The 11,673-nt window shown below is 61.5% G+C and carries 9 protein-coding genes and 1 pseudogene; 7 read left to right on the top strand and 3 right to left on the bottom strand.

Going from position 1 to position 11,673, the window contains the following annotated elements:
* Positions 1-9: 9 nt before the first annotated feature.
* The gene (locus tag QIY50_06040) at positions 10-1,107 is read left to right on the top strand and encodes an amino acid ABC transporter permease (protein ID WGV21778.1); all 1,098 of its coding nucleotides are present in this window, start codon (positions 10-12) and stop codon (positions 1,105-1,107) included.
* A 10-nt stretch (positions 1,108-1,117) separates the two neighbouring features.
* Complete coding sequence (locus tag QIY50_06035; protein WGV21777.1) at positions 1,118-1,882, top strand: amino acid ABC transporter ATP-binding protein; 765 nt, start codon at positions 1,118-1,120, stop codon at positions 1,880-1,882.
* A gap of 120 nt (positions 1,883-2,002) precedes the next feature.
* Here QIY50_06035 and algW read toward each other — a convergent pair whose 3' ends face one another.
* Entirely contained in the window at positions 2,003-3,163 is a 1,161-nt protein-coding gene (gene algW / locus QIY50_06030) for a Do family serine endopeptidase AlgW (protein WGV21776.1), read from the bottom strand.
* A gap of 166 nt (positions 3,164-3,329) precedes the next feature.
* On the opposite strand from algW, the pseudogene QIY50_06025 reads away from it, so the two are divergent.
* The 3 genes and pseudogenes from QIY50_06025 (at position 3,330) to cysN (ending at position 7,162) form a co-directional block, all read left to right on the top strand.
* Positions 3,330-4,089: pseudogene (locus tag QIY50_06025) on the top strand (Nif3-like dinuclear metal center hexameric protein).
* A gap of 238 nt (positions 4,090-4,327) precedes the next feature.
* Positions 4,328-5,245 carry a sulfate adenylyltransferase subunit CysD gene (gene cysD / locus QIY50_06020; GenBank protein WGV21775.1) on the top strand — a complete coding sequence of 306 codons (918 nt, stop codon included), beginning with the start codon at positions 4,328-4,330 and terminating at the stop codon, positions 5,243-5,245.
* A 15-nt stretch (positions 5,246-5,260) separates the two neighbouring features.
* Positions 5,261-7,162 (top strand): sulfate adenylyltransferase subunit CysN, encoded by a 1,902-nt coding sequence (gene cysN, locus QIY50_06015; GenBank protein WGV21774.1) that lies wholly within the window; start codon positions 5,261-5,263, stop codon positions 7,160-7,162.
* 1,313 nt (positions 7,163-8,475) lie between these two features.
* Here the strand turns inward: cysN and QIY50_06010 are convergent.
* On the bottom strand, positions 8,476-8,955 hold the full coding sequence (locus tag QIY50_06010) for an Lrp/AsnC family transcriptional regulator (protein WGV21773.1): 480 nt from the start codon (positions 8,953-8,955) through the stop codon (positions 8,476-8,478).
* Positions 8,956-9,082: 127 nt separating this feature from the next.
* Between QIY50_06010 and QIY50_06005 the strand changes: the two genes are divergently transcribed.
* Positions 9,083-10,279, top strand: a complete 1,197-nt coding sequence (locus QIY50_06005) for a methionine gamma-lyase (GenBank protein ID WGV21772.1) — start codon at positions 9,083-9,085, stop codon at positions 10,277-10,279.
* 162 nt (positions 10,280-10,441) lie between these two features.
* Here the strand turns inward: QIY50_06005 and QIY50_06000 are convergent, their stop codons facing one another.
* Positions 10,442-10,879 (bottom strand): DUF1043 family protein, encoded by a 438-nt coding sequence (locus QIY50_06000; GenBank protein WGV21771.1) that lies wholly within the window; start codon positions 10,877-10,879, stop codon positions 10,442-10,444.
* Positions 10,880-11,014: 135 nt separating this feature from the next.
* Between QIY50_06000 and QIY50_05995 the strand changes: the two genes are divergently transcribed.
* Entirely contained in the window at positions 11,015-11,650 is a 636-nt protein-coding gene (locus QIY50_05995) for an alpha/beta fold hydrolase (protein WGV21770.1), read from the top strand.
* The last annotated feature ends 23 nt before the right edge of the window (positions 11,651-11,673 follow it).

The raw sequence follows: 11,673 nt of genomic DNA, 5'->3' as shown, positions 1-11,673 counted from the left end.
GATACGCCCGTGAATGCCCATGTTTTCAAACCCGATATGCCGCCACCGGTGAAAACCGTCGGCGTGCTCGCATGGATGCGTGCCAATCTGTTCTCCAGCTGGCTCAACACGCTGCTGACCCTGTTCGCCATCTACCTGGTGTGGCTGATCGTGCCGCCGTTGCTGCAGTGGGCGTTGCTTGACGCCAACTGGGTCGGCACCACCCGCGCCGACTGCACCAAGGAAGGCGCCTGCTGGGTGTTCGTGCAGCAGCGCTTCGGCCAGTTCATGTACGGCTACTACCCGGCCGAGTTGCGCTGGCGCGTGGACCTGACCGTATGGCTTGCCGTGCTCGGCGCCGCGCCACTGTTCATCAAGCGCTTCCCGCGCAAGGCCTTCTACGGCCTGGGCTTCCTGGTGCTGTACCCGGTGCTGGCCTACACCCTGCTGCATGGGGGCGTCCTGGGCCTGGAAAACGTAGCGACCAGCCAGTGGGGCGGGCTGATGCTGACCTTGGTGATTGCCACCGTGGGTATCGTCGGCGCCTTGCCACTGGGCATCCTGCTGGCCCTTGGCCGGCGTTCACGGATGCCGGCAGTGAAGGTGGTATGCGTAACCTTCATCGAGTTCTGGCGCGGCGTGCCGTTGATCACTGTGCTGTTCATGTCGTCGGTGATGCTGCCGTTGTTCCTGCCCGAGGGCATGAGCTTCGACAAGCTGCTGCGGGCGATGATCGGCGTGATCCTGTTCCAGTCGGCGTACATTGCCGAGGTGGTGCGGGGCGGCCTGCAGGCCATCCCCAAGGGCCAGTATGAAGCCGCTGCGGCCATGGGCCTGGGCTACTGGCGGGCGATGGGCCTGGTGATCCTGCCGCAGGCGCTCAAGCTGGTGATCCCCGGCATCGTCAACACCTTCATTGCCCTGTTCAAAGACACCAGCCTGGTGATCATCATCGGCCTGTTCGACCTGCTGAACAGCGTCAAGCAAGCCGCCGCCGACCCTGCCTGGCTGGGCATGGCCACCGAGGGCTACGTGTTCGCCGCCCTGGTGTTCTGGATTTTCTGTTTCGGTATGTCCCGCTACTCCATGCATCTGGAGCGCAAGCTGGACACTGGCCACAAGCGTTAGGAGTTTCGAAATGAGTGAAGCGATCAAGCAGCCTGCCGGCCCCGAAGGCATCATCCAGATGCAGGGCGTTAACAAGTGGTACGGCCAGTTCCATGTGCTCAAGGACATCAACCTGAACGTGCGCCAGGGCGAGCGTATCGTACTGTGCGGGCCGTCCGGCTCGGGCAAGTCCACCACCATCCGTTGCCTCAACCGCCTGGAAGAGCACCAGCAGGGGCGCATCGTGGTCGATGGTGTGGAGCTGACCAACGACCTCAAGCAGATCGAAGCGATCCGCCGCGAGGTCGGCATGGTGTTCCAGCACTTCAACCTGTTCCCGCACCTGAGCATCCTGGAGAACTGCACCCTGGCGCCGATGTGGGTGCGCAAGATGCCACGGCGCAAGGCCGAGGAAATCGCCATGCACTACCTGGAGCGGGTGCGTATTCTGGAGCAGGCGCACAAGTACCCGGGGCAGTTGTCCGGTGGCCAGCAGCAGCGTGTGGCGATTGCCCGTGCGTTGTGCATGAAGCCGAAGATCATGCTGTTCGACGAACCGACCTCGGCGCTGGACCCGGAAATGGTCAAGGAAGTGCTCGATACCATGGTGGGCCTGGCCGAGGATGGCATGACCATGCTCTGCGTGACCCACGAGATGGGCTTTGCCCGGACCGTGGCGAACCGGGTGATCTTCATGGACAAGGGCGAGATCGTCGAACAGGCGGCACCGGATGACTTCTTCGACCGGCCGCGCAGTGACCGGACCAAGTTGTTCCTGAGCCAGATCCTGCATTGATGCTGTAGGGGCCCCTTCGCGGGCACGCCCGCTCCCACAGGTACTGCACAGGGCTTGAGGCCGGTGTTATCACTGTGGGAGCGGGCGTGCCCGCGAAGGGCCGCAAAGCGGCCCCGTTTTTTACTTCTCTTCCTTGGCGACTGCCGGCGCCGGTGGCGGCCGCAGCCCCACTTCGGCGATCAGCTTCAGCTGCTGCCCATTGCGCATCACCTCGATGGTGATCTTCTCGTTGGGCTTGATCCGCGCGACCTGATTCATCGACTTGCGCCCGTCACCGGCCGGCTCACCGTTGATGCTCAGGATCACGTCACCCAACTGCAACCCGGCCTTCGCCGCCGGCCCTTCGCGGAAAATACCCGCCACCACGATGCCCGGGCGGTCCTTCATGCCGAACGAGTCGGCCAGTTCCTGGCTCAGCGGCTGTACCTCGATGCCCAGCCAGCCACGGATGACCTGGCCGTGCTCGACGATTGACTTCATCACCTCCAGCGCCAGTTTTACCGGGATGGCAAAACCGATACCCTGCGAACCGCCGGATTTGGAGAAGATCGCGGTGTTGATGCCGATCAGGTTGCCGTTGGCATCCACCAGTGCACCGCCGGAGTTGCCCGGGTTGATTGCTGCGTCGGTCTGGATGAAGTCTTCGTAGTTGTTCAGGCCCAGCTGGTTGCGGCCAGTGGCGCTGATGATGCCCATGGTCACGGTCTGGCCGACGCCGAACGGGTTGCCGATGGCCAGCGACACGTCGCCGATGTGAATGTTGTCGGAACGGCCGATGGTGATCGCCGGCAGGCTCTTCAGGTCGATCTTCAGCACCGCCAGGTCGGTTTCCGGGTCGCTACCAATCACCCGGGCCAAGGTTTCGCGGCCATCCTTCAGGGCCACGACGATCTGGTCGGCGCCACTGGTGACGTGGTTGTTGGTCAGCAGGTAGCCCTCGGGGCTCATGATCACCGCCGAGCCCAGGCTCGATTCCCAGCGGCGCTGCTTGGGCAGGTTGTCACCGAAGAACCGGCGGAACTGCGGGTCTTCGAACAGCGGGTGGGCGCTCTTGTTCACCACCTTGGTGGTGTACAGGTTGACCACCGCCGGGGCGGCCAGGGTCACGGCGTCGGCGTAGGACACCGGGCCCTGCATGATCCGCGAAGTCTGCGGTGCCTGCTGCAGGTTGACGTCCTGGCTGGGCAGGCCGACCCATTCCGGGAAGCGCTGGATGATCAGCATGGCGATCAGTAGGCCGGTAAGCAGCGGCCAGCCAAAGTAACGCAAAGCCTTGAACATGAATGAATCCTGGAAAGAGCGGGGTGGTGGCCGCGCGGTCGGGCATGAGCGCGCGCGATCATACACCGGTTCCCCCAGTGCCGGCGACGGCTCATAATGGCCGGCATTATACGGGCGTTGCATGGGCGTTGTGCCCGAGAAAAGCGCAGATTTCGAGGAGATTTTCATGGCCGTCGCTCTGAACACCCTGGTCGAGGAAGCCGAGCGTTACCTGGGCAGCGCGAGGATCCAGGATTATTGCCCCAACGGCCTGCAAGTCGAGGGCCGGCCGCAGGTCAGCCGCATCGTCAGCGGTGTCACCGCCAGCCAGGCATTGCTGGATTGCGGCAGTCGAGGCCGAGGCCGACCTGGTGCTGGTGCACCATGGTTACTTCTGGAAGGGTGAGAACCCGTGCGTCACCGGCATTCGCCAGCGCCGGCTGAAGACCCTGTTGAACAACGACATCAGCCTGCTGGCGTTCCACCTGCCGCTGGACGTGCACCCGGACGTGGGCAACAACGTGCAACTGGCGCGGCAGTTGGACATCACCGTCGAAGGGCCACTGGACCCGGAGAACCCCAAGGTGGTCGGGCTGGTCGGCTCGCTGGCCGAGCCCGTGACCGCGCGCGACTTCGCCCGACGGGTGCGGGAGGTGCTGGGGCGTGAACCGTTGCTGGTCGAAGGCGAGCAGATGATCAGTCGGGTCGGCTGGTGCACCGGGGGCGGGCAGGGCTACATCGACACGGCGATCGCGGCCGGGGTGGACCTGTACCTGACCGGCGAGGCGTCGGAGCAGACCTATCATAGTGCCCGCGAGAATGGTGTCAGCTTCATTGCCGCCGGTCACCATGCTACCGAGCGCTATGGGGTGCAGGCGCTGGGTGATTACCTGGCGCGGCGGTTTGCCGTGGAGCACCTGTTCATCGATTGCCCGAACCCGATCTGACATCGGCGCCGCCTTCTTCGCGGGCACGCCCGCTCCCACCAGGGCTGCGCTGCACCTGTGGGAGCGGGCATGCCCGCGAAGGGCCGTAGAGCGGCCCAGTCCCACCCCAAACCCCCAGTCATATCGTTAGACTTTTTCGATCTAGCCAGCCTCCTAAATAGAAGCAGCCGCTGTGGTAGAGTGATTCGCTCGAACACGGCCCGCAGGCCGTCCATAAGATCGTTTTTCGTGAGTAGCCATGGTCGACAAACTGACGCACTTGAAACAGCTGGAGGCGGAAAGCATCCACATCATCCGCGAGGTGGCCGCCGAGTTCGACAACCCGGTGATGCTGTACTCGATCGGCAAGGATTCCGCCGTGATGCTGCATCTGGCGCGCAAGGCCTTCTTCCCGGGCAAGCTGCCGTTCCCGGTGATGCACGTCGACACTCAATGGAAATTCCAGGAGATGTACAGCTTCCGCGACAAGATGGTCGAGGAAATGGGCCTGGAGCTGATCACCCACGTCAACCCCGAGGGTGTGGCGCAGGGTATCAACCCGTTCACCCATGGCAGCTCCAAGCACACCGACATCATGAAGACCCAAGGCCTGAAGCAGGCGCTGGACAAGCATGGTTTCGATGCCGCCTTCGGTGGCGCGCGCCGCGACGAAGAGAAGTCGCGGGCCAAGGAGCGCGTGTACTCGTTCCGTGACAGCAAGCACCGCTGGGACCCGAAGAATCAGCGCCCCGAGCTGTGGAACGTGTACAACGGCAAGGTCAACAAGGGCGAGTCGATCCGCGTCTTCCCGCTGTCGAACTGGACCGAGCTGGACATCTGGCAGTACATCTACCTCGAAGGCATCCCGATCGTGCCGCTGTACTTCGCCGCCGAGCGTGAAGTGATCGAGAAGAACGGCACCCTGATCATGATCGACGACGAGCGCATCCTCGAACATCTCACCGATGAAGAGAAAGCGCGCATCGTCAAGAAGAAGGTGCGTTTCCGTACCCTCGGCTGCTACCCGTTGACGGGTGCTGTCGAGTCGGAAGCCGAGACCCTGACGGACATCATCCAGGAAATGCTCCTGACCCGTACGTCCGAACGTCAGGGCCGTGTCATCGACCACGATGGCGCCGGTTCCATGGAAGACAAGAAACGCCAAGGCTACTTCTAATTTCAGGGTTACTCCATGTCGCACCAATCTGATCTGATCAGCGAGGACATCCTCGCCTACCTGGCCCAGCACGAGCGCAAGGAACTGCTGCGCTTCCTGACCTGCGGCAACGTCGACGACGGCAAGAGCACCCTGATCGGGCGCCTGCTGCACGACTCGAAGATGATCTACGAGGACCACCTCGAGGCCATCACCCGTGATTCGAAGAAAGTCGGTACCACCGGCGAAGAAGTCGACCTGGCGCTGCTGGTCGACGGCCTGCAGGCCGAGCGCGAGCAGGGCATCACCATCGATGTCGCCTACCGCTACTTCTCCACCGCCAAGCGCAAGTTCATCATTGCCGACACCCCGGGCCACGAGCAGTACACCCGCAACATGGCTACCGGTGCGTCCACCTGCGACCTGGCGATCATCCTGGTCGACGCCCGCTACGGCGTGCAGACCCAGACCCGCCGCCACAGCTATATTGCTTCGTTGCTGGGCATCAAGCATATCGTGGTCGCGGTCAACAAGATGGACCTCAAGGGCTTCGATGAAGGCGTGTTCGAATCGATCAAGGCCGACTACCTGAAGTTCGCCGAAGCCATCAACCTGACCCCGAGCAGCCTGCACTTTGTGCCGATGTCGGCGCTCAAGGGTGACAACGTGGTCAACCATAGCGAGCAGTCGCCGTGGTACGCCGGCCCGACGCTGATGGAAATTCTCGAAACCGTCGAGGTGTCGGCCGACCGCAACTTCACTGACCTGCGCTTCCCGGTGCAGTACGTCAACCGTCCGAACCTGAACTTCCGTGGCTTTGCCGGCACCATCGCCAGCGGCGTGGTGCACAAGGGGGACGAAATCGTCGTGCTGCCGTCGGGCAAGAGCAGCCGCGTCAAGTCCATCGTCACCTATGAAGGTGAACTTGAAAACGCAGGCCCTGGCCAGGCAGTGACCCTGACCATGGAAGACGAGATCGACATCTCCCGTGGTGACCTGCTGGTGCATGCCGACAACGTCCCGCCGGTCACCGACCAGTTCGACGCCATGCTGGTGTGGATGGCCGAGGAGCCGATGCTCCCGGGCAAGAAGTACGACATCAAGCGCGCTACCAGCTACGTGCCGGGCTCGATTGCCAGTATTACCCACAAGGTCGATGTGAACACCTTGGAGCAGGGCGCTGCCAGCGCGCTGCAACTGAACGAGATCGGCCGCGTCAAGGTGTCCCTGGATGCCTCGATCGCCCTCGACGGTTACGACAGCAACCGCACCACCGGTGCGTTCATCGTCATCGACCGCCTGACCAACGGCACCGTTGGCGCGGGCATGATCATCGCCCCGCCAGTGTTGCCGCACGGCAGCACCGGTCATCATGGCAAGCTGTGCCATGTGGCTACCGAAGAGCGCGCCCTGCGCTTCGGCCAGCAGCCTGCCACCGTGCTGTTCAGCGGCCTGTCCGGCGCTGGCAAGAGCACCCTGGCCTACGCCGTGGAGCGCAAGCTGTTCGACATGGGCCGTGCGGTCTACGTACTCGACGGCCAGAACCTGCGTCACGACCTGAACAAGGGCCTGCCACAGGACCGCGCCGGCCGCACCGAGAACTGGCGCCGCGCCGCCCATGTGGCGCGCCAGTTCAACGAAGCCGGCCTGCTGACCCTGGCCGCGTTCGTGGCTCCGGATGCCGAGGGCCGTGAGCAGGCCAAGGCGCTGATCGGCAAGGAGCGCCTGCTGACTGTCTACGTCCAGGCCTCGCCGCTGGCCTGCCGCGAGCGCGACCCGCAAGGCCTGTACGCTGCCGGTGGCGACAACATCCCGGGCGAAAGCTTCCCGTACGATGTGCCGCTGGATGCCGACCTGGTGATCGATACCCAGTCCACCAGTGTGGACGAGGGCGTCAAACAGGTGCTGGAGCTGCTGCGTCAGCGTGGTGCGATCTAAGCACTGGCTTGCAAGAAAAACCCCGCTTCGGCGGGGTTTTTTGTTTTTGCCCGACTTGCGTGCGCGGCCCCTTGTAGGAGCGGCCTTGTGTCGCGATGGGCTGCGCAGCAGCCCCAGCATAGCCACGATCTGTACAGACACTTCATAGGATAGTAACCGCGCAAAGCGTGAGGCTGTCGCTGGCAGTTCCGTTTCGTTTGAACGGTTGAAGTGACTTGCGCAGCATCACTTCACGGGTGTTTTTATCAATCGGAAGTGCTCTTGGTAGTCTTTCATCCGTTCGCACCCCTGTTTGTAGGGGTCCATATCACAGCTGAATTTTTCATGCTCACGGTCAGGAAGTATTAGGAGGCGCTCACCGCTGCACCCTGATAACAGCAGAGCACTGAGTAATGTCAGATGTTTCATGGATGTGATCTCCTGGCGATGACTAAAACCTGCTTTTGTCGCAAGTCAAGGTTAGTGTTTTTAAAGATTGCAATCGTATTGGTGCTGTTTTGCGTAGGTATTATCTCGCGCTCTGTAAGTTGAGTCTGCGGGGATTTATGTAGTCTTGATCTTCTTAGGCTGTAAGATTTTTTACTGGTTCCATCGGGGGGATTTCTGGCTGTTTGTAAGGGGTGGTTCCGAGGAAAATGGGCTCGCAAGCTTAGGTAGACGGCTTGTTAACTTTCTTGAAATCGAGGTTTGTAATGGGGAAGAGTAAATATCGGAAGATTCAATACAAGCCGTTTCAGAATTCTGGAGGCGAATTGCTTCCTCCAAATGAGGCGATGCAGCCGGGACAATTAATCAGGTCCCGCAGCGGTAGGTTTCTGCTTCGTCTCCGGCACGATGGAAACCTGGTCCTAGAAGAGGATGGCTCCGTTATCTGGGTCGCAGACGAAAGGCAGGCATATAGTTATACGCTCCATACCAAGAAGCGTGAACCGCTGCAGTTCGTCGTCAGCAATTCTGGTTTTCTGTATGACCCAGCTCGCGAGCGACTGTGGGCCGCAGCGAGTACGGAAACACTTGATAGATCCTATTGGGAGAATAATTATCTCAACGTAACCGACACTGGTAATATCTTGATTTTTGATGGGCGCAATGCAGAGGTTCGATGGGCGCGGTTTGGTTTCGTGCCGGGACGGATACCCAAAAAACCGAAAATTTACCCGGAAATATATCCGCCATTTCCACCTCCGTTGATTAGCATTCCTCATGATTTTCCATAGGGGCTATTGTGGTCTTTGACTACAGTAACGTTATAAGCTGCGCGCATGTCTTGCAGCTTATAATGTTGCCCTCGATAGGTGAGCTAAGTTTGTCGGTCAGATGTGTCGTTCTGTTACCGGAATTATTCGCTTGCTTTTCACCTCTTTGTAGGAAAAGCTCGAATAGATCTCCTTTACGCCTGGCAATCGCTGCAAAACCTCTCGCGCAAACTCCCCAAACGACTCCAGGTCCCGCGCCAGGATCTCCAGCAGAAAATCATACCTCCCGGAAATGTTATGGCAGGCGACGATCTCGGGAATCTCCATCAGCCGTCGCTCGAACGCCAGCGCCATGTCCTTGGTGTGCGAGTCCATCATGATGCTGACGAACGCGGTCACGCCAAACCCCAGCGACTTGGGCGAAAGGATGGCCTGGTAGCCGGTGATGTAGCCGTTGTCCTCCAGCAACTTGACCCGTCGCCAACAGGGCGAGGTGGTCAGTGCCACCTGGTCGGCGAGTTCGGCAACGGTGAGGCGGGCGTTGTCCTGCAGGGCAGCCAGCAGGGCGCGGTCGGTGCGGTCGAGGCTTAAAGGCATGTTTTGCCCTCCTGGTGCGGAAGTTATTGTTTTTGTTCCAGCAAGCACGCGGATGCGTGGGCAACTTTGGAAAAAATCGGGCAGCTCGGTGGCATAAGCTTATAACAAACCACAAGAGGCTGTTGCCATGCGCGACTCCCATGACAAGACCGGTTTCGCCACACGGGCCATTCACCATGGCTACGACCCGCTTTCCCACGGTGGCGCCTTGGTGCCGCCGGTGTACCAGACTGCTACCTATGCCTTCCCAACCGTCGAGTACGGCGCTGCGTGCTTCGCCGGCGAGGAGCCGGGGCATTTCTACAGCCGCATCTCCAACCCGACCCTGGCCTTGCTGGAGCAGCGCATGGCCTCGCTGGAGGGCGGCGAGGCGGGGCTGGCGTTGGCGTCGGGCATGGGGGCCATCACCTCGACGATCTGGACCCTGCTGCGCCCTGGCGACGAGCTGATCGTCGGGCGTACGTTGTATGGCTGCACCTTTGCCTTCCTGCACCATGGCATTGGCGAATTCGGGGTGAAGATCCGCCATGTCGACCTGAACGATGCCAAGGCCCTGAAGGCGGCGATCAACGGCAAAACGCGGATGATCTACTTCGAAACGCCAGCCAACCCCAACATGCAACTTGTGGATATCGCCGCAGTGGCCGAGGCGGTGCGCGGGCATGATGTACATGTAGTGGTCGACAACACCTACTGCACACCCTATCTACAACGTCCGCTGGAGCTGGGGGCTGACCTGGTAGTGCATTCGGCGACCAAGTACCTCAGTGGCCACGGCGATATCACTGCAGGCCTGGTGGTCGGGCGCAAGGCGTTGATCGACCGCATTCGCCTGGAAGGGCTGAAGGACATGACCGGGGCGGTGCTGTCGCCGCATGACGCAGCGCTGCTGATGCGCGGGATCAAGACCCTGGCCCTGCGCATGGACCGCCATTGCGCCAATGCCCGGCAGGTGGCGGAGTTTCTGGCCCGGCAGCCGCAGGTGGAACTGATTCACTACCCGGGGCTGCCGTCGTTTGCCCAGTACGAACTGGCGCAGCGCCAGATGCGTTTACCGGGCGGGATGATCGCATTCGAACTCAAGGGCGGTATCGAGGCTGGCCGGCGTTTCATGAACGCGCTACAGCTGTTCGCCCGCGCGGTGAGCCTGGGCGATGCCGAGTCGCTGGCGCAGCATCCGGCGAGCATGACGCACTCAAGCTATACCGCGAAGGAGCGGGCGCATCACGGGATATCGGAGGGGCTGGTGCGCCTGTCGGTGGGGCTGGAGGATGTGGAGGACCTGCTGGCGGATGTCGAGCAGGCACTGCAGGCTTGCAGCTAGGTTGCCTGGGCCGGCCTCTTCGCGGGCACGCCCGCTTCCACAGGTATCACACAGATTACAAATGCTGTGGTGTACCAGTGGGAGCGGGCGAGCCCGCGAAGAGGCCAGTGAATCCGGCCCACAAAAAAGGCCTCTAGCGAGGCCTTTGTCATGTTCGGCAGATCAGCGCTTGAGGCCGTAGCTCTCGTCGAGCATGCCCGGCGAGTTCGGCGCTTTCGGTGCGTAGTCGCGCGGCACTTCGGCAGTGTCCTTCGGCGGGGTCAGGCGGTCGCGTGGGCCTTGCGCGCCCTCGGAATGCAGGGCCGCCAGCAGGCGTTGGCGCGTAACGTCATCAAGGGCCAGGCTGTTGGCGCCTTCGGCCAGGTGATCCTGAACGTCCTGGTAGCTCTGGGTCAGTTTCTTGACCAGCACGGCGGTGCTGTTGAAGTGGGTGACCACTTCGTTCTGGTAGCTGTCGAAGCGCTTCTGGATGTCGTCCAGCTGACGCTGGGTGCTGCTCGGCGCAGCATTGGGCAGCAGGCGAGCGACGACGAAACCGACCACGACGCCGATGACCAGGGCCAGGGTCGGCAACAACCAAACAAGGAGCGAGAGTTCCACGAGTCCTTCCTCTATAAACGGCTTTGCTTTACGTTAACGGCTCAGACCTGCGCTGTATACCGCGAGCGATCGCAAATCAGAACAGAATTCCTCACCTAGACGAATCGACCCCTCCCGAGGTCACGGAGTAGTGCCTTGCTTGTCCGCGAAACCCCCTTGTTCATCGATGGCCCCAGTGGCCAGCTGGAAGCCTTGTACCTGGACGTGGCCAATGCCCGCGGCGCGGTGCTGATCTGCCACCCCAACCCGGTCCAGGGCGGCACCATGCTCAACAAGGTGGTCTCGACCCTGCAACGCACCGCTCGTGACGCCGGCTACGTGACCTTGCGCTTCAACTACCGTGGCGTAGGGCAGAGCGCCGGCAGCCATGACATGGGCGCTGGCGAGGTGGCCGATGCCCAGGCCGCTGCGGCCTGGCTGCGCGAAAAGCACCTGGGCTTGCCGCTGGTGCTGATGGGCTTCTCGTTCGGCGGCTTCGTCGCTGCCAGCCTGGCCGGCCGCCTGGAGGCCTCAGGGGCAGAGCTGCAGCAACTGTTCATGATCGCCCCGGCGGTAATGCGCCTGACGCCGGAATACCCGGTGCCGCAGCGCTGCCCGATCACCGTGGTGCAGCCGGACGCCGACGAAGTGGTTGCGCCGCAGCTGGTTTACGAATGGTCCGACAGCCTGTCGCGCCCCCATGAGCTGCTGAAAGTGGCAGAATGCGGACACTTCTTCCATGGCAAGCTGACCGATCTGAAGGATCTGCTGCTGCCGCGCCTTTCGAACTGAGCCAAGCCTGAATAAGCGAACAC

The organism is Pseudomonas putida (assembly GCA_029953615.1).
Taxonomy (GTDB): domain Bacteria; phylum Pseudomonadota; class Gammaproteobacteria; order Pseudomonadales; family Pseudomonadaceae; genus Aquipseudomonas.
The sequence above is the reverse complement of the archived record's forward strand: the minus strand, read 5'-3'. Positions and strand labels throughout refer to the sequence as shown.